The following is a 17,858-nucleotide window of genomic DNA, read 5'->3' on the forward strand; positions in this document are numbered from 1 at the left end:
TTGAGCGCGCTCGACGTCTACCGCGAGGCCGTGAAGGGCGCCGAATTGCACCGCCGCATCGGCTGGGTGAAGGAAATGCAGGGCCTCGCCATCGACGCGCTCGGCCCCGATGCGGCCGTGGGCGAGCTCTGCCGCATCATGGTCAGGACGCATGGTCGCGCCGATGGCGCGGCAAGGGACGGCGACATGAAAAGCCAGCCCGGCGTGCTCGCCGAAGTGGTGGGCCTCAAGCCCGGCCGCGTCACCTTGATGCCCTACGGATCGGTCGAAGGCATCGCCGTCGGCTGCGAGGTGCGGGCACTCGGCGCGGAGTCGCAGATCGGCGTGGGCAACAGCCTGCTCGGCCGCGTGGTCGATGGATTCGGCGATCCGCTGGACGGCAAACCCCGGCCGCTGACCCAGGCGCGCAGGCCGCTCAAGGCCGCGCCCATCAATCCGATGCAGCGCCCACCCATCCAGCGCGTTCTCGAGACCGGCATCCGCGCCATCGATGGCCTGCTCACGCTCGGGCAGGGCCAGCGCATCGGCATCTTCGCGGGCAGCGGCGTCGGGAAGAGCACCTTGCTCGGCCTGCTGGCGCGGCATGTCAAGACGCACGCCGATACCGGCACGCAGGCCAACATCAACGTGATTGCGCTCATCGGCGAGCGGGGTCGCGAGGTGCGCGAGTTCATCGAGAAACAGCTCGGACCCGAGGGACTGGCGCGCTCGGTCGTGGTGGTTGCCACCTCCGACCAGCCTGCACTGGCCCGCTTGCGTGCGGCCTATGCCGCGCTCGCCATCGCGGAGTTCTTTCGCGATGACGGCCACAACGTCCTGCTCACCATGGACTCGATCACCCGCTTCGCGATGGCGCGGCGCGAGGTCGGGCTCTCTGCGGGAGAGCCGCCGACGGCGCGGGGCTATACGCCGTCGGTCTTTGCCGAGTTGCCGGAGCTTTGCGAGCGTTGCGGCACGGCGCCGGGCGGCGGCTCGATCACCGCGCTGCTCACGGTGCTGGTCGAAGGCGACGACCTCAACGAACCCGTGTCCGATGCATTGCGCGCCATTCTCGACGGCCACGTCGTGCTGTCGCGGCATCTTGCGCACCGGGGGCACTACCCGGCCATCGACGTGCTCAAGAGCGTGAGCCGGCTGATGCCCGAATTGGCCGACAAGGAGCAGCGTGCGCTGGCGGTATCGGCGGTGCAGCAACTGGCCGTGCTGGAACGCAATCGGCAGATGATCGACATCGGCGCCTACGAAAAGGGTTCCAGCCCTGAACTCGACCGCGCGATCGAGCTCGAGTCCGGGCTGCAGTCGTGGCTTCGGCAGAGCACCGGTGGCGTCTCTCGCGCAGAGGCGATCCAGGGGCTGCGCGATGCCCTCGCACCGGCATCCACAAGCGTGCCTGCCGGACGCAAGCCATGAACACCGCACCCACCAAGGTCCCCGCACCCACGCGAGACGTCGATGTACGCGGCTTCGTCTATGCGCTCGAGCCGGTACGCCAGCGGCAGCAGTGGCGCATGGACAAGCTCATGGCGTCGCTCGCGCGCGCGCAGCAGGCACTCGTCGAGACGGAAGCCCGCATGAACGATGTGCAGGCCATGCATGACGAGCAGGCCAGCAAGGCCGGACAGGCGCTGGTGCAGCGCATGGATCCCGGCGCCCACCGGCATGCGCTCGGCTTTCTGACCCAGCTGCGCGACCAATGGCGGGAACTGGACGCGCAGCGACAGGCGCAGATTGCCGAAAGAGATCGACTGAGGAAGGAATGCATGGCGCTGCAACTGCGCCTCGACGGAATGACCCAGCACAAGGAGGATGCCTTGACGCAATACGCCGACGAAGTTCGCCAGCGCAACAGCAACGAGCAGGACCGCGACTGGCTCGCGCGCTCGGCTGCCGTGCGCGGCCGTGTCGTGGAGTCATCGCAATGAGCAACAGCCATATGTCGGCAGTTGCACTTAACGCAGCGGCCTTGCCTGCGCGGCAGGGCTCTCCTGCAGGCCAGGGCGATGCGGCGCAGCAGCAGGTCGCCTGGCAGCGCGAGATGGAGCGGGCGCAAATGGCGACCTGGTTCAAGCCGCCTGTTGCCACGGGCAAAGGCAGTGCCGCAACACCGTCGAGCCGTGTGCCCGAGGCGCCGGCGCGCAACGGGATGGTCGATGCAACAAAAGTCCCAGGAGCACTTGTCGGCAGCAATCCGGGTGCTGTTGTGCCCCCGTCGGCCGTGCCGTTGGAGCCACTCGCTGCGGGCCTGCGAATCGGCATGGCCGATGTCTTCGAAGGTGCCCCACAAGTAGTGCCACGCGCAACCGTTCGTTTCTTCACGGATATGCGCCCTGCGGTCGTCGCAGAGGCACCTTCGGAAGCCAGGGCGCCAGTGGATGTGCAGATGCACCGCGGCGGAAACCTGCTTCGGACAGCTGGCGAATCCATGGCCGGCAGCGCGCCGGACGCAGAGGCCGAGGCGTCCGCCGAATCCCGGGCGCAACAGCCATCGACATCCGATGTCCAGGCGCCGCTGCGCCTGCATGAGGAGTCCATGCCTGAAGGCCAGGCCGTATGGATCGCCATGCGCGCGGACGACGATGCGCTGGCAGCGATGCTGCCCCGGATCGTGGCAGACCTGCAGCGCGGGATGCTGCAGGACCGCGGCCAGCGTCTCTATCAGGTCGTGTGCAACGGTCGCCTCGTCTGGCGCGATGGCGTCGATGCACCTGTGGCCAGCGGCATATCCATTCCAGGCGGCGACAGCCGCCCGACCGCGGTCGATTCATTTCATTCAAAGGGGGCGTGATGGCAATTGATGCAATAAGCAGTACGGGTACGACCAACCTGCAGGCCAACAGCCTGGGCATGGAGGATTTCCTCAAGATCCTCCTGACCCAGCTGACCTACCAAGACCCGCTGAAGCCCATGGACAACCAGCAGTTCATGGCGCAGATGGCCCAGTTCACGAGCTTGGAGCAGACCCAGCAGCTCAACAACAAGATCGCGACGCTGATCACCAACCAGGCGGCGTTGCAGTCGGTGGGCCTGATCGGGAAGACGGTCGACATCACGACGTCGAGCGGCTCCGTCACCGGGACCGTGAGCGCACTCTCGCTGTCTGGCGACTCGCCCCTTCTCACTGTTCGCACCACGGCAGGTGCCACGCTGAGCAACATATCGCTCAGTCAGCTGGTGTCGGTGCGATGACTGCCGCACGGCCCGATCTGAATTCGCAAAGGATGTCCCATGCTTGAATCCATCTACGTCGGCATGACCGGGCTGCTCGGCTACTCGCGCGGCCTGCGCGTGATTGCCAACAACACCGCCAACATCAACACGCCGGGCTTCAAGAGTTCGAGCCTGCAGTTTGCGGACATGTTCTATACGGGCGGCAACCTGAGTGGCGGCAATGCCAGCCAGAACTACGACCAGGTCGGATTCGGTCTCAACACCACCGGTACCGCGATGTCGTTCAAGCAGGGCGAGCTTCGCCAGACCGGCAACGACCTCGACATGGCGGTCGACGGGCAGGGCTTGTTCGTGCTTCAGGATGCGGAAGGAAAGACCACCTACACCCGCGCCGGCCAGTTCAAATTCGACGACAACGGCGTGCTGGTGAGCCGGGGCAATGGCGAGAAGGTCATGGGCATGGACGACAGCGGAAACTTCGTCGAAGTCAGCCTCGCCGGGCAGATGTTGAACCAGGGCAAGCCGACGTCGCGCATCAAGTTCTCGGGCAACCTGTCGAGCACGGTGACTGAACAAACTGCCGTCGGCAATGTCCAGGTTGTCGATGCAGGAGGGGTCACGCATACGTTGAGCGTCAAGTTCAATACCACCAGTGCAACGACCTCGGGGACCACGGTCAAGGTCCAATTGATGGACGGCACCTCGGTCGTGGGAAGCGGGGAGATCGTTTTCATCGGCGGCAAGCCGACGGCGCAGACCGGTTTGGTGAACATGACATATGCGCCTGCCGACCAGCCGTCCATGGCGCTGACGCTCGACTTCAGCACTGACGCGGTTCTCTTTGCCGGCAGCACGACCCTCAAGATGGACTCGCAAGACGGGTTGGGTCCGGGAACGCTGAGCGGTACTGCATTCGACGGCAACGGCGTGCTCCGGATGAGCTATTCGAACGGCCAGACCACCAAGGGTGCGCGCCTGGCGCTCGCGCGTTTTGATTCACCCGACGCCGTGGGCGCGGTGGGCAACAACCAGTTTGAAATACTGAACAAGAACGCATGGCACTTCGGTGCGGCCGGTGAAGGCGCGTTCGGCACCGTTCGCGCGGGCCAGATCGAAATTTCCAACGTCGACCTGTCGCAGGAGTTCAGCGACCTGGTGATCATGCAGCGCGGCTACCAGGCCAGCTCGCAGGTGATCTCCACCGCCAACGACATGCTGCAGGAACTGTTCTCGATGAAGAGCAAATGAACGCCTTGTCTCCCCGCGGTGCAGCGGACTCCGCGCTGCTCGATCCCGCCGAATCGGTGCTCAAGGCGCACCCCTTGCGCAGCTGGGAAGCCGCGCAGAAAGAGGCCGTGCGCACGCTTTTTGTCGCCGTGCATCGCGACTGGAGCGCCGAATGGATGCCCGTGCGCGAAGCGGCATCGGTGCAAGCCGATATCGAGGTCGTCGAGCCTGAAGGCACACTGGTGCTGGCGGGAGACGACATCGCCTGCTGGTCCTTCGCCGAAGCGCCACGGCGTGTCGGTGCGGCCAGTGCGCCGGGTCTGGATGTGCTGTCGCGAGGCGCCCGGGATGCCTCCCAGGCGGCCCTCCAGGCCATGGCGGACCGCATGTTTGCATTCGACATGGCCGCGACCGCCACGGCGCCTGTCGCTCCGGCGGTCGCGCCTGCCGTGGTGCGCGCCGCATGGGCCGACTGGTTGCAGCGCCTCGGTGCGCTGTTGACGGGTTTTGCGCTCGAGCCTCAACAGCCCAGAGGGGCGCCGGGAACGAGCGTTCCTTCGGACCCCTGGTCCGGCGTTCTCTGCGTGCGCTGGACCTGGTGCGGCGGCGTATGGAGCCTCGGGTTGCCGCATGCCGTGGTGGCGGCCCTGCTGGGCAACCAGGCCGCGATAAAAAAATCCGCCCCTGCAGCCCCGGCGCAGAAGTTGCCGAAGGAGCGTCTGACCCAGGCTCTGGCCGGTCAGCGCGTGGCTCTGCGCGTCATGCTCGACGGCGCAGAACTGAACCTGGGCCAGCTCCAGGAGTTGCGTCTCGACGATGTCGTTCCGCTGGAGCACCTGCTCGATTCACCGGCATTGGTCATTGGCGCGGACGGCACGCCCGTATGCCACGGCTGGCTGGGGCAAAGCGATGGTCGCATCGCGGTCGAGCTGGCCGTGCCGGTTGCCCCCAACCCGAATACCTACCCATTGAAGGAAAGAACCCCATGACGAAAGCCCTGGAAGGAATCGTTGCCGACAACCGCACAGGCGCAGCCAACACCGCGGCCGAAGGGCGCGGCGAGCTCCGAACGCGTCCCCAGCAAGCCAGCGGCCTGCCCACTGCGCAGATCATCGCGCTGCCCGATCTTCATGTCGGCTCCGAAGGCGACGCCGCGAACCATGCAGCCGACGCGTCGATCCTGAGAGACTGGAACCCGCTGCACCAGATCAAGGCCAAGCTGCAGGTGTGCGTGGGTGAAGCCACGATCTCGGTCGGAGAGCTGCTGGGTGCCAGGGAGCATCAGGTACTGCGCCTCGACCGAGGGTTCGATCAGCCCGTCGACCTGACCATCGAAGGCAAGGTCGTGGCGCGCGGCCAGCTGGTGGCGGTCGATGGCCACTTTGCAGTTCGCATCACCGAGCTGCCTGTTGCCTTGGGCCTGGCTTCGGGATCCTGACGGATGTACGCAGTGTTGCGGCCGATGCGGACCGGAGGCGTTGTTCGAAGGGGCCTGATGGGGCTTGCCATGGCGGCAGGGCTGTTGCTGGCGTCGCCCGGCCAGGCGCAGGAGACGCGGGCCGGTGGCGCCGAATCGCCATCGGCCGGCAGCCTGCCCGACAGCATTCCGGTCAAGCGGGAACAGCCGAATGAAGTCACGGGACCCGCGAACGATCGCTGGTGGATCGCCATCTTCATGGCGGGCGGGCTGCTGGCGCTCGCGGTCGTCATCGCCCGCCGGCGGGCAGGGCCGGCCAAGGCCTCGGGCGCCTGGTGGACGCGGTTCGGTGGCTTTCTGGACACGGTGCCCTCGCACGAGATCCAGAGGGTATCGTGCATGCCGCTGTCGCCCCGCCACAGCCTGCACGTCGTAGTGTGGAATGGTCGGCGGTTGTTGCTGGGGTGCACGGAACAGTCCATCCAACTGCTGGCCGAAACCTCGTCTGCCGCCGATCCGGTGAAGCCGACTTCGGCCGTGCCGGGGGAGACGCGATGATGCGTCGCGTGAAAGCATTCGCGCTGCGCATGAAGCGGCCCTGGCACATGCTCCTTGCACTCATGCTGCTGGCCACCGCCTTGTTCGGCCTGCCGGTGAATGACGCCCGGTCCCAGTCGCGGGACGATGCCGCTTCGGAAATGATGCCTGGCAGTGCGCCGTTGGAAGCGCCACCTGCGTTGCCACCCGCGGCACCGGCCGCCGCCGCGCCGGATGCGGCGGCCCCGCTGGCGGCGCCATCGGCTGCTGCACCCAAGGCCGCAACGGCCACCGCCACCAGCCCGGTTCGCCCCAAGGCGGCGTCGACGGCCGCAGCCGCGACACCGGTACCGTCGGCCACCCCCGCGACCGAAACCGCACAGGCCTTGCGCGTCGTGCTCGGCCTCACGGTGCTGGCCATTCTTCCGGCGCTGCTGGTCTGCCTCACCAGCTTCCTGCGGATCATCGTGGTGCTCTCCATGCTCCGCCACGCGATCGGCATGAACGAGACGCCGCCCAACACCGTGCTGATCGGCCTGGCGCTCTTCCTGACGCTGTTCACCATGTCGCCGGTGCTGCAGAAGGTCAACCATGACGCGTTCGAACCCTTCATGGCCGGCAAGCTGTCGATGGAGGAGGGCTACGGCAAGGGCATCACGCCGCTGCGCGACTTCATGGTCCGGCAGACGCGCGAGGCCGACCTCGCGCTGATGGTGGAGCTGTCGAAGGCGCCCATGCCCAAGTCGATGGACGACATCAGCAACGTACAGCTCATTCCTTCGTTCATGCTGTCGGAGTTGCGCGCGGCGTTCCAGATCGGCTTCGTGATCTTCCTGCCGTTCCTGCTGATCGACCTGATCGTCTCGAGCATCCTCATGGCGCTTGGCATGATGATGATGCCGCCTACCACCATTGCGCTGCCGCTCAAGATACTCATGTTCATTCTTGTCGACGGCTGGAGCCTGGTGCTCAAAGCCCTGGTCGGCAGTTTTCACTGAGGCGCTTGAACGCACAACCATGCCGTGTTTGAGTTCAACTCTGCCGTCGCCTCCTCAGTCGTTCTTTGATCCGACGATCGAGAAGGACGAGGCCGATGGAGCGGCGCCGGACATCTTGGAACTCATGGCTTCGCTTTGGCATCGCTGGCGCAAGGAAGGGAACGAGAGTGCACGTGCGCAGTTGATCGATCACCATCTGCCATACGCACGGATGATGGCGGCCACCGTCTATGGGAGGCGCACCCACAACGACGTCGAGTTTGCGGACTACCTGCAACTGGCACGTATCGGGCTGATCGAGGCCGTGGATCGTTTCGATCCTGCGCAAGGGGCTCAGTTCAAGACCTTCGCGGCCAAGCGCGTGCAGGGCGCCATCCTTAATGGCTTGCCGCGACTCACCGAAAAGAACCAGCAGATCAGCGCCACGATGCGCCTGCGCCAGGATCGGCTCAAGGCTGTCAAAGAGGCCGCATCTGCGGATGCGACCAGTGACAGCGAGAGCGCTGCCAGCGATCCTGTGTCATCGCGCGACGCGGACAAGTTGTTCCGATACCTGGCGGAGGTCGGTATCGGGATCGCGTTGGGGGTCTTGCTCGAAGACACCGGCATGGTGGATGCCGAGGCCTTCGACAGCGATGGCTATTCCCCTTCCCCCGAAGTCAGCTATTTCCGAAAATCCGAGATCCATCAGTTGCGCACTGTTTTGCGCGGTTTGGTGGACCAGCTGAACGACCGGCAGAAGACCGTGATCCGATACCACTACCTCCAGGAGATTCCGTTCAGCGAGATCGCGAGTTCAATGAACATCACGCGCGGGCGCGTGTCCCAGTTGCATCGGGAAGGGCTGTTGCGGCTGCGCGAGCTGCTCGGCAAGGATGCGCGCTGCGACGTATCGTGGTGACATGTCCCTTCACCAGACAAGCATTCCTATTTTTCATGACAGATTCGACCGCACCTTCCATCTCTTCCGCTGTTTCGTCCGACGATGTCCACCTTGCTGTGGTGCGCCAGCGCCTCGATCGATTGGAGGGTTTTCTTCGAGAGGACCCTTCGAACGGCGCCCTATTGATCGACGCGTTCGAAACGGCACTGTCGTGTAGCGAGTGGACGCGGGCTCGTCTTCATTTGCAGCATGGCCAAACGCTGAATTCCGAGCCGCTCGCGTGGCAGCTTCGCGAGGGGGATTTCTGGCTCGCACAGCAGCGTTACGACGAGGCGCTCGCTGTTCTCGAGGTCCTGGCGAAGACGCCTCATCCGCCTGTCGGATTTGCCGACGTGCTGCTTCATAACCTGGCCTTCATCGAGTTCCGGCGAGGTCGCTTTGCGGATTGCATCGCCCGACTGTCGTCAACCCTCGACGCGTCAACCAAGGTTGCATCCCACTCCGACGCTCATCCCGCGGCTGCGACCCGTGCTCTCCAACAACTCTGGCTGCGGGCGATGCATCACGATGGCCAGCTTGATCGGGCGATGATCTGGACGCGTGCTGCGGAACAGCAGCATGCAGTTGATGCCCAGGCAGCCGGCGTGGCCAGCCTGATCGCGATCGATGCGTCGGATTTCGCCGCAGCGCAGCGTTGGTCCAGCCTCAGCCTGTCGAATGACTCGCCGGCCGATCATCCGGTCGAGGCGCTGGTAGCACAGGCGTCACTGGCGCTTGCTGCGCGCGATGCCAAGCTTGCGGGCCAATTGGCCGATGTCGCATTGCAACGCCAGCCAGGCGATGGGCGGGCGTGGTCGACGCGCGGATTCGCGGCGCTGCTGGGCGGCGACCTGGTGGCGGCCCGTGGTGCTTTCGACGAAGCGGTGTCGGCCATGGCGAGCCATATCGGAACCTGGCACGGCCTGGGATGGACACAGATCCTGCAGGGTGACCTGGCGGGTGCGCGTGCGAGTTTCGACACGGCACTTGCACTGGATCGGAACTTTGCGGAGAGTCACGGCGGCATGGCGGTTGTTCTGGCCATGCTGTCGCTGCGTCAGGAGGCCGAGGAACATGCGCAGCTTGCGTTGCGACTCGACAGGAGCAATCTGTCGGGAAGGTATGCGCAAGCCTTGCTGAGTGGCGAAGTGAAGGATGCCGCTGACCTGCAGCGCTTCGCGCGCCGGCTGTTCGGGGGAAGGGCAGGGCCGCTGGGAGGCGATATGGCCGATCTTTTTCAGCCACCTGCGGCATCCGCAACCAAGGGATAGGTTGGAAAGGGGCCTTATATCCCCGTGTCAGCGGTTTGGCTTTTCAGTCTTGACGGGCGGATGGGCGGGTGTCGCCTCGGCAAGCAGGAGATTTCCTGCTTCGTGCAACGCTGCATTCAATTCGGCATCGCTCTCCATGCGCTGGAGGACTGCATCGACCATCTGGTCGAAGCCCTTGTCGTCCAACCGGTCGCGGCCGAATTCCTGCATCAGAACGGATTCGAGAAAAAGCCGAAAGGCTTTCCTTTGTCGTTGCGGGTCGTCTGGTGACAGGGCGCGAACGCGCAACGCCACCATCTGCCGGATTTGCGCTTCTTCGCTGCTGTCCGCGTTGACTGAGCGACTACCGGTAGGTGCCAGGCCCTCGTCTTCGCCGCGCGTTGTCTGAACATCGCGTGAGTCAGGGTTGCGTCCGGAGGGGCGATTCCGGTTCTGAGCCCTGAACTGCGCGGCGAATTGGGCACGGATCAGCGCGGCCAGTTGAGTGGATGGATCAATCATGACGGTGTGCCGGTCGTACAGGCGCCGCGTTGGAGAGTTCGTCCGAGGCTCAATGAGCTCGCCCCTGCTGCTGGTAGTTGGCCAGCAGCACATGGTTGTCCGCGTCGTCGTGGGATGAGTCTTCGCTGCCGGCTGCCGAGACGTTCGGATTCAGCGCCTTGATGCCTGCGATGACTTTTTCAATGTCGCCAGACAGCGCTTCATTCGTGGTGTTGAGCGCCAGGCCCTGCTGGTAGTGGCGCAGAGCCTCGTCGAAGCGGTCTTGCGCCAGGGCTGCGAATCCATTCACGAAATGCGGCAGGGGATCTGTATCGGGCAGGCCGAGCAGCGGCTGCCAGGTCAGCAGGGCCATGGCTGCGCGCCCCGAGCTGAACTGAAGGAGCCCCAACTGATAGCGTGCCATCGGAAATCCAGGCGCCAGCCGGGTCGCGTTGGCGAACGCGGCTTCGGCTTGCGCCATGTCGCCGAGCGCGGCAAATTCGGCACCCAGCAGGAACTGAGGCAGACCCGCGCCGGGCTCTGCTGTGCTGGCCCTCTGGAACCACGCGATGGCTTGAACGCCATCGTTCGCCTGGCTGGCGGCCATGCCTTGGGACATCAGGGCATCGAAGGAGGTCGGCTCGGGCTGTTTCATAGGTTTGTGGCTGGATGGTGGGGCCAATGCTCGCTATACCGCAAGCTTTGCCGCATTGTCGTACTTGATAGCGTTAGGAACCAAAACTGTCATGGATGTCTAGCCCTATATATCCATTCCAACCAGAGAAGTTTTAGTCCAAACCCCAGCACTGCCAAGGGGATTGAGCCCTTCGCTAAACGAGTCGCCATTTGCACTTGCTCATCAGCATGCTCTGGCGAACACTCCGTATCTCATTCATTCAAGGTAGGCACGATGCCGAATGCAGAAAAAAACGTCAATCTGGGGATCGCCACACCGGCATACAACAACACGGTGCTGATGAGCTACACCAACACGCTGTTGGGTATTCAGGCGCAGGCGATGAGCGTGGGGATCGGGTGCCGGCTTCTGTGGTCGTCGAGTTCGAGTGTGGTCGCGGTTGCGCGCAATCTGCTTGCCGAGGAGTTCTTGCGCGACGATCGCCTCTCTCACCTGCTGTTCATCGACGCAGACATGTCATTTCCGCCAGAGGATTTGATGCGCATGCTCACGGCCAGCGAGTCGCTGGGGCCGCATGACATTGTTGCGGCCATCAGTCCACGCAAGCGCTTGAACTGGGAGCGTGTGATGGCGGCGACACGTATGCAGGCCCAATTGACTGCTGGGGACCTGGCCGCGCTGGCGGGTTCGTTCGAAGGCATGTTCAAGCCGGTATCGGGGCGTATGGACGAGGTGTTCGAAGATCGTCCAGTGGAGGTCGAGGCCATCGGGACTGGCGTCATGTTGATCGGACGCTCCGTTCTCGAGCGCCTGATAGCACACGGCGTCCAGCGGGTCCGAATGGGGTCGCAGCAAGTCGAGCTGCACTTGTTCTTCGAAGACACTGTGGTCGACGGTTTCCACATCTCGGAGGACATTTCTTTCTGCCACAAGGTGCGCCAGGCGGGCGGTCGCGTGTGGGGCGTTCCATGGTTCCGGATGACCCACGGCGGCAACTATGACCACATTGGGGACATCGGCGCCATCTCGCGGGCCAATATGACGCTGTAGCAGCGATGTCTTGGAGGTAGGTGGCACGCCATTCATGGCAAGCGGTGCAATTGCCGCCCGATCATGCCGGAACAACGAGGGGCATCGGCGGCTCACGTCGCACGTGGCGCTCCTGCATCATCCGGTACGCGTCTTCGATGCCGCGTCGATATCGGTCGATATCGAACAATGGCGCATTCGTCCTTGCAAGGCGTAGATGCTCTCTCTGGCGTTGGAGTTCGTCGGGATCGCTTGTCAACTCAATGGCCCTTGTCTTATACGCGGCCAGAGTGGGCATCACCATTTCTGGCAGCCCAACGGCATGGAGCAGGCTGGCGGCAACGCGGCTGGCGAACGTTGTTCCGAGGCATGTCAGCAACGGCAGGCCTGCCCAGAGAGCGTCGCTCCCCGTGGTATGGGCATTGCATGGGAACGTGTCCAGAAACAGATCCGCCAACGCATGCCGGCAGAGGTGATCAGGCAAGTTTTGCGGTGGCGCAGAAACGAGTCGCTCGGGGGAAATGCCGTGTTTCAGCGCTTCTTGTCGCAGGCGAGGCTCTATCCGGCCGTCCGGTCCATACAGCCAAAGCACGCTGTCGGCCACCGCATGGAGTATGTGCATCCAGACCGCAAAGACGGTCGGGGTGATCTTGTAGGTGTTGTTGAAGCAACAGAATACGAATCCGTTCGCAGGAAGGCCGGCTGCATGTCTGGCGCTCGCCCTGTCGACGCCCATGGGTGCGATCGAACGCAAGCCGGGGGCATTCGGTTGATAGCAGTGGGGCAGGGTGACGATCTGCTCAGCATAGAAGGGGGTATGTTCCGGCGGCGTCACGATCGCATCGCCCACGATGTAGTCGATGAACGTGGCTCCCATGCTTGCGGGATAGCCCAGGTAGTTGACTTGCACGGGCGCGGCACGACCGGCGAAAATCCGCGGGCGACAGTTCTGCGTGTAGCCCTTCAAGTCAATCGCTATGTCGATTTCCAAGGTGCGGGACAAGGCGCAGATCGCAGCATCTGATTCCTTGGAGACGTCGAGAAAGTGATCCACCGACTCGGACACGCGCCTTGTCATGTCGTCGGAAGCCGACGACCCGAAGGAAAAGAGAAACACCTCGAACTTCGCGGGATCATGGCTTTCAAGAAGCTCGGCGATCAGCAGCGTGGTCGCGTGCGCATGGAAGTCTGCGGAAAAATATCCCAGGCGAATCCTCTCGTGGCTGGCGCGCTCGGGCAGCGGCAATGGATCGTCATCCGGAAGAAAGTGCTTGATGAACGTCGTGCCCGCTTGTCGGATCGCTTCGAGGTCGTCGCAGCCGACTGCCATGACGAACGGTGTTGCAGCTGGCTCGCCCCGCATGACGTCTTCACGCAGGCGGGCCTTGACCTGATCGAAGTCTTGCCAGCGCAGCGTTTGGGCCATGGCAAGGAAATGGTCTCCTGCGGCGTAGGCTGGCACAGGATCGGACTTCAGGGCCTGTTCGAGATGAAGAAATGCTTCTTCGTGTCGGCTCCCAGTGACGAGTGCGCGCGCGGCAAGAAAGTGAGCCTCCCCGCACCCGCTCGACGACGATGCGCCAAGGTCGATCGTGCGCTCAAACGCGTGCGCTGCCTGCACCGAATCCCCCATTCCCAGGAGCACATGGCCGTGGGCTCTCCAGGCATCCATCGACGATGCGTGGCGTGCGATTGCTTTGTTGCTTTCGGCCAGAGCGTCCTGATAGCGTTGCAAGCCGCATAGCGCATGTATTCGTCTGAACTGGGCGTCGAGGTCATCGCCCGATCTTGCCAGCACGGCATCGAAATCGGCCAGCGCTTCGGCATGTCGCCCCTTCTCGAGCAATGCCAAGCCGCGGTTGTAGTGCGTGTCGATCGAGGTGGGGCACATCGCCAGTACGCGGTCGTAGCACTGAAATGCCCGCTCGTACTGGCCCAGGCGTTTCAACGAGTTCGCGAGATTGGTCAGAACGTCGTGCGCGCCGGGGTCCAGGGTCAGCGCCACCTGATAGGCCTCCATCGCTTCTTCGTAGCGCTTCAGTCCATGCAAGGCATTGCCGCGGGTTGAATGCGTATTCGAGATGCGCGGTTCGATAGCGATCGCGAGATCGGCGTAGCGCAACGCGTCGTCGTGACGTTTTCTCTGAATACCCAGGATGCCAAGCATCCCAAGGCTCGGATGGTGGCGGGGGGCTCGGCTCAGAATTTCCTGATAGCCGGCTTCCGCTTGGTCCAGAAAGCCGTCCTGGTGAATTTGCAATATCGCGTTGAAATCGTGATCGATCTCTCCGGTCGTGCTCTCCATCGATTTTCCTTGAGTTGTTGCAAAACGCCTCAGTCCGCGTGCTTGCTCTGCTCAATTTTCTACCACCCCGCGCATCTGAGATGCGTGGAGCAAGCGTACGTTGCGACCGGGTAAGCACAGTGGTCGTTTTGTCGCCAACTTGATTGCCCGGCGGCGGTGCTCCTCTACACGAGGAGTCTCGAGCCATATGTCCCGCGATTCATCTATCTGGGCCGGAGAAGGCAATAACCAACTGGTTTTCTCGGATATCCCCTAAACAGACCTGCGTTTCGCTGGATGAGCTGTCCTGAACCGTAGGTCCGTCCGCAGTGGGTGGGCCCAGCCTCAGGGGGGTGGCCTTCTGTCGCGGCTGCCGTTTCGGCGGTTCGCAGGAAATCTTGAGGCTGTGAAATGGTTGCAATCGTCAGTGGGAATAGTCTGGGTCTGAGCCTGAGTTCGTTGGCCACCCTGGGGCAACGCGGTCAGCTGGGGACGGCAGGKCAGGGGCGCAGCGGCGAACAGTCCTTCGTCAACATCGCCAACGGCAACCTCGTGCTGCAGGACCGCGACGACGTGCTCATGGGCCGCGGGCTCGACGTCCAAGCTGTCCGCACCTACAACAGCCAGGGCCTGCTCAGCGACGACAACGGCGACAACTGGAGCGTCGGCGCCTTCGGCCAGAAAGTCGTCCTGACTTCCGGCACCGTGGGCACGGCCGGCAGCACCCTCACGCGCACCGACCGCGACGGATCCCAGGCCGTCTACACCTGGGACGCCACCCAGAGCCGCTACTCCAGCCCCGCAGGTTCCGGCGCCTTCGACACCATCGCCTACGACAGCGGCGCCTCCCAGTTCATCTGGACCGACGGCGACACCGGCCGCATCGAGCGCTACCAGTCCAACGGCGCCGGCCGCCTGGTCTCCGTCACCGACTCCGACGGCAACACCGTCAGCTACGCCTACAACGCCAACGGTACCGTGCAGTCCGTCACCGACGCCAATGGCGACGTCAGCTACTACGACTACAGCGGCACCAACCTCAGCCAGATCCGTACCGTCTCGGGTGGCGTCACGACCACCACCGTGCGCTATGCCTATGACAGCCACGATCGCCTGTCCCAGGTCACCGTCGACCTCTCGCCCGGCGACAACACGGTGTCGGACAACGACGTCTACGTCACCACCTACACCTACGACGGCGCCAGCCAGCGCGTGGCCAGCGTCACCCAGAGCGACGGCACCCAGCTCAGCTTCACCTACGTCCAGGCGGGTGGTGTCTACAAGGTCGCCACCGTCACCGACGCCCTCGGCGCCATCACCCGCTTCAGCTACGACACGGCCCAGAGCACCACCACCGTCACCGACCCCCTGGGCGCCCAGTCGGTCTACCTGTACGACGCCCAGGGCCAGCTGACCCAGGTGCGCAATGGCGTCACTGCAGCCAACGCCAGCGGCCTGAGCCAGGTCAGCTACCTGTACGACGCCCAGGGCAACGTGACCCTCATCACCGACGGTGAGGGCCACAAGGTCACGCTGCAGTACGACGACCACGGCAACCTGACCCGGGAAGTCGATTCGGCCGGCGACACCCGCGTACGCACCTACAACAGCGCCAACCAGCTGCTGACCGACACCCTCTATGCCGATGCGGCCGTGGTCGATCGCGGCACATTCAACAAGGACGCCGCGCTGCCCGAGACCACGCGCTACGTCTATGCGGCCGGCAATGCCAACCGGCTGCGCTTTGCGATCACGCCGCAGGGCAATGTCACCGAGTACCGCTACGACAGCTACGGCCAGCGCACCAGCGCCATCAAGTACGCCGGCGCGGCGTACAACACGGTGGCCCTGGCCCTCACCGAGGTGCCGACCGAGGCGCAATTGAGCAGTTGGGCCGTCGCCCAGGACCTCACGCGCACCGAGCTCACTGAACTGGTCTATGACCCCCGTGGCCAGCTGAGCCGCAGCACGACCTATGCGGCAACGGCGATCAACGGCAGCGGCGTGGCCGCCACCGGTGCGACCACCCAGTACATCTACGATCCGCGCGGGCTGCTGCTGCAAAAGATCGAACCGGCGACGACAGTCGGTGGCGCCACGGCCGTCACCACCTACACCTACGATGGTCTGGGTCGGCTGCTCAGCGTCAGCGCGCCGTCGCTCGACGGTGGCACCACGCCCAACACCACGATCACCAGCTACGACGACGCCAACGGCAAGACCAGCGTGACCATTGCCAATGGGCTGGTCACCGTGTCGGCCTACGACAAGGCCGGGCGCCTCGTCAGCGTGACCCAGCAGAGCGCGGGCACCGGCGTGCTGGGCACCACCACCTACGCCTACGACAAGGACGGCAACCTGCTGATGACGCAGGACCCGACGGGCGTGCGCAAGTGGATGCTGTACGACGAGGCGGACCGGAAGATCGCCGACATCGATGCCACCGGCGCGGTGATCGAGTACGTGTACAACGCCAACGGGCAGTTGCGCGAGACCATTGCCTATACGACCCGGATTGACACGGCCAGTCTGGTTGATGGCGTGGGCAAGCCGACCACGGCATGGGCGGCAAACAACACGACCACCAGCCTCGCCGCAGTGAAGCCGGCGGGCACGCCTCAGGACCAGAAGGTCTGGCGCTTCTACGACACGGCCAACCGGCTGACATGGCAGGTGGATGCGCTGGGGTATGTGACGCAGACGACCTATGACGGCGTGTCGCGCATCCTGAGCGTGACGCAATTGGCCAATCCGATTAATGTAAGTCTGCTGGGCAATGGGGCCAACATCGAACTGTTGGTGAATCCTGCGACCGTGGGCGGTGTAACGCTGAATGTTGGGGCAACGTCGGCCGTGCTGGGCTCGCAGGTGACGCTGACGGCCAACATCGAAGGTGTGAATCCGGGTGGCATGGTGACCTTCTTCAGCGGGGAAACGGTCATTGGCAGCGCGCCGGTCATCAATGGCGTGGCGACGCTGTCCACCAACGAACTGGGCATCGGAATCAATAGCATCCGTGCCGCCTACTCAGGTGATGCCTCCCGGCCGTCGGCAATCTCCGCCGCGATGACCAAGGTGGTCACTGGCGCGACGACGACCATGGCGCTGACTGCGTCCCCCAGTTCTGGTGCGACTTACGGTCAGGGAGTGACGCTATCGGCAGCGCTCACAACCAGCCTGCCTTCGGGATTGACCGCTGCCACCGGCCAGGTCAATTTCTACAGCGGTAACGCCTTGCTGGGCAGCGCTAGCGCCGTGAATGGCTTGGCGCTCCTGACCCTGGTCAGTCTTCCTGTGGGCAGTAATGCCATTCGCGTCGAGTACGCGGGAGATGGGGTGCATGCCAATGTGACTCAATCCACGAACGTCACGATCGCGGCCAGCCCCACAACCACGGTACTGCGTGTTGTCGCGGGGCCTGCCAATGCAGTGGCGCTCAACGCCAACGTTACCGCGGCGCAAGGCTCGTCCACCTCGCTTTCTGGCACGGTTACCTTCTACAACGGCACCACCGCCATCGGTACGGTGTCGCTGGCCAACGGTACGGCCACTTTGAACTACTCCGGACCGATCTCGGCCGCTCCGTTCAAGGCGGTATATGCCGGCGATGGCAACAACGCCACCAGCAGCTCCGCGGGGAACTCTGGGGTTCAACTCTCCCCTTCTTCGACCACCCTGACAGCTTCTGCCACGAGCGTGGCACAGGGCCAGCCTGTCACGTTGACGGCGAATGTGAGCGGGGCCGCTGCCAGCGGCATGGTCACGTTCTTCGCGGGCACGCAGTTCCTGGGAACGGCGCAGGCCACCAACGGCGTAGCGACTCTGGTGACGAGCTATCTGCCACTTGGAAACAGCGTTCAGTTGAACGCGGCCTACGCGGGAGATGCC

The 17,858-nt window shown here is 63.8% G+C and carries 16 protein-coding genes; 13 read left to right on the forward strand and 3 right to left on the reverse strand.

The window, feature by feature from the left end; genetic code table 11:
- From AC1DXX_RS10980 to AC1DXX_RS11030, 11 genes are read left to right on the forward strand one after another with little or no spacing between them, the layout of a single operon-like run.
- Complete coding sequence (locus AC1DXX_RS10980; protein WP_478134215.1) at nt 1–1,410, forward strand: FliI/YscN family ATPase; 1,410 nt, start codon at nt 1–3, stop codon at nt 1,408–1,410.
- On the forward strand, nt 1,407–1,922 hold the full coding sequence (locus AC1DXX_RS10985) for a hypothetical protein (RefSeq protein ID WP_478134216.1): 516 nt from the start codon (nt 1,407–1,409) through the stop codon (nt 1,920–1,922). Before AC1DXX_RS10980 ends, AC1DXX_RS10985 begins: the two co-directional genes overlap by 4 nt.
- Nucleotides 1,919–2,785 (forward strand): hypothetical protein, encoded by an 867-nt coding sequence (locus AC1DXX_RS10990; RefSeq protein ID WP_478134217.1) that lies wholly within the window; start codon nt 1,919–1,921, stop codon nt 2,783–2,785. The genes AC1DXX_RS10985 and AC1DXX_RS10990 overlap by 4 nt, the downstream gene beginning before the upstream one ends.
- Nucleotides 2,785–3,186: a flagellar hook capping FlgD N-terminal domain-containing protein gene (locus AC1DXX_RS10995; protein WP_478134218.1), complete on the forward strand. Its 402-nt coding sequence runs from the start codon at nt 2,785–2,787 to the stop codon at nt 3,184–3,186. The genes AC1DXX_RS10990 and AC1DXX_RS10995 overlap by 1 nt, the downstream gene beginning before the upstream one ends.
- Before the next feature lie 39 nt (nt 3,187–3,225).
- Nucleotides 3,226–4,416, forward strand: a complete 1,191-nt coding sequence (locus tag AC1DXX_RS11000) for a flagellar hook protein FlgE (RefSeq protein WP_478134219.1) — start codon at nt 3,226–3,228, stop codon at nt 4,414–4,416.
- Nucleotides 4,413–5,384, forward strand: coding sequence for a FliM/FliN family flagellar motor switch protein (locus AC1DXX_RS11005; RefSeq protein ID WP_478134220.1), 972 nt, complete (start codon nt 4,413–4,415; stop codon nt 5,382–5,384). Before AC1DXX_RS11000 ends, AC1DXX_RS11005 begins: the two co-directional genes overlap by 4 nt.
- Nucleotides 5,381–5,833 (forward strand): FliM/FliN family flagellar motor switch protein, encoded by a 453-nt coding sequence (locus AC1DXX_RS11010; RefSeq protein ID WP_478134221.1) that lies wholly within the window; start codon nt 5,381–5,383, stop codon nt 5,831–5,833. Before AC1DXX_RS11005 ends, AC1DXX_RS11010 begins: the two co-directional genes overlap by 4 nt.
- Nucleotides 5,834–5,890: 57 nt before the next feature.
- Nucleotides 5,891–6,370: a flagellar biosynthetic protein FliO gene (locus AC1DXX_RS11015; protein WP_478134222.1), complete on the forward strand. Its 480-nt coding sequence runs from the start codon at nt 5,891–5,893 to the stop codon at nt 6,368–6,370.
- Nucleotides 6,371–6,378: 8 nt separating this feature from the next.
- Nucleotides 6,379–7,347: a flagellar type III secretion system pore protein FliP gene (gene fliP / locus AC1DXX_RS11020; protein WP_478134223.1), complete on the forward strand. Its 969-nt coding sequence runs from the start codon at nt 6,379–6,381 to the stop codon at nt 7,345–7,347.
- Between the two features lie 28 nt (nt 7,348–7,375).
- Nucleotides 7,376–8,248, forward strand: a complete 873-nt coding sequence (locus tag AC1DXX_RS11025) for a sigma-70 family RNA polymerase sigma factor (protein ID WP_478134224.1) — start codon at nt 7,376–7,378, stop codon at nt 8,246–8,248.
- Between the two features lie 35 nt (nt 8,249–8,283).
- Nucleotides 8,284–9,540 carry a tetratricopeptide repeat protein gene (locus AC1DXX_RS11030; protein WP_478134225.1) on the forward strand — a complete coding sequence of 419 codons (1,257 nt, stop codon included), beginning with the start codon at nt 8,284–8,286 and terminating at the stop codon, nt 9,538–9,540.
- 27 nt (nt 9,541–9,567) lie between these two features.
- Here the strand turns inward: AC1DXX_RS11030 and AC1DXX_RS11035 are convergent, their stop codons facing one another.
- On the reverse strand, nt 9,568–10,041 hold the full coding sequence (locus AC1DXX_RS11035; protein WP_478134226.1) for a hypothetical protein: 474 nt from the start codon (nt 10,039–10,041) through the stop codon (nt 9,568–9,570).
- A gap of 49 nt (nt 10,042–10,090) precedes the next feature.
- Nucleotides 10,091–10,675 (reverse strand): tetratricopeptide repeat protein, encoded by a 585-nt coding sequence (locus AC1DXX_RS11040; protein ID WP_478134227.1) that lies wholly within the window; start codon nt 10,673–10,675, stop codon nt 10,091–10,093.
- Nucleotides 10,676–10,930: 255 nt separating this feature from the next.
- Between AC1DXX_RS11040 and AC1DXX_RS11045 the strand changes: the two genes are divergently transcribed.
- A complete protein-coding gene (locus AC1DXX_RS11045) occupies nt 10,931–11,707 on the forward strand; it encodes a hypothetical protein (RefSeq protein WP_478134228.1) in 777 nt (258 codons plus the stop codon).
- Between the two features lie 61 nt (nt 11,708–11,768).
- On the opposite strand, the gene AC1DXX_RS11050 is transcribed toward AC1DXX_RS11045, so the two are convergent.
- Nucleotides 11,769–13,991 carry an O-linked N-acetylglucosamine transferase family protein gene (locus tag AC1DXX_RS11050; RefSeq protein ID WP_478134229.1) on the reverse strand — a complete coding sequence of 741 codons (2,223 nt, stop codon included), beginning with the start codon at nt 13,989–13,991 and terminating at the stop codon, nt 11,769–11,771.
- Between the two features lie 438 nt (nt 13,992–14,429).
- On the opposite strand from AC1DXX_RS11050, the gene AC1DXX_RS11055 reads away from it, so the two are divergent.
- The coding region (locus tag AC1DXX_RS11055) for a beta strand repeat-containing protein (protein WP_478134230.1) at nt 14,430–17,858 on the forward strand (3,429 nt) is incomplete at its 3' end.

The sequence above is a fragment of the Variovorax sp. P4_B10 genome, from assembly GCF_056402375.1.

Bases quoted from the DNA above. Each gene is read 5' to 3' on its own strand.
- AC1DXX_RS11040 (WP_478134227.1), bottom strand. From the start codon at position 10,675: ATGAAACAGCCCGAGCCGACCTCCTTCGATGCCCTGATGTCCCAAGGC.
- AC1DXX_RS11035 (WP_478134226.1), bottom strand. From the start codon at position 10,041: ATGATTGATCCATCCACTCAACTGGCCGCGCTGATCCGTGCCCAATTC.
- AC1DXX_RS11015 (WP_478134222.1), top strand. From the start codon at position 5,891: ATGGGGCTTGCCATGGCGGCAGGGCTGTTGCTGGCGTCGCCCGGCCAG.
- AC1DXX_RS11045 (WP_478134228.1), top strand. From the start codon at position 10,931: ATGCCGAATGCAGAAAAAAACGTCAATCTGGGGATCGCCACACCGGCA.
- AC1DXX_RS11010 (WP_478134221.1), top strand. From the start codon at position 5,381: ATGACGAAAGCCCTGGAAGGAATCGTTGCCGACAACCGCACAGGCGCA.
- AC1DXX_RS11050 (WP_478134229.1), bottom strand. From the start codon at position 13,991: ATGGAGAGCACGACCGGAGAGATCGATCACGATTTCAACGCGATATTG.
- AC1DXX_RS10985 (WP_478134216.1), top strand. From the start codon at position 1,407: ATGAACACCGCACCCACCAAGGTCCCCGCACCCACGCGAGACGTCGAT.
- AC1DXX_RS10990 (WP_478134217.1), top strand. From the start codon at position 1,919: ATGAGCAACAGCCATATGTCGGCAGTTGCACTTAACGCAGCGGCCTTG.
- AC1DXX_RS10995 (WP_478134218.1), top strand. From the start codon at position 2,785: ATGGCAATTGATGCAATAAGCAGTACGGGTACGACCAACCTGCAGGCC.
- AC1DXX_RS11030 (WP_478134225.1), top strand. From the start codon at position 8,284: ATGACAGATTCGACCGCACCTTCCATCTCTTCCGCTGTTTCGTCCGAC.
- AC1DXX_RS11000 (WP_478134219.1), top strand. From the start codon at position 3,226: ATGCTTGAATCCATCTACGTCGGCATGACCGGGCTGCTCGGCTACTCG.
- AC1DXX_RS11005 (WP_478134220.1), top strand. From the start codon at position 4,413: ATGAACGCCTTGTCTCCCCGCGGTGCAGCGGACTCCGCGCTGCTCGAT.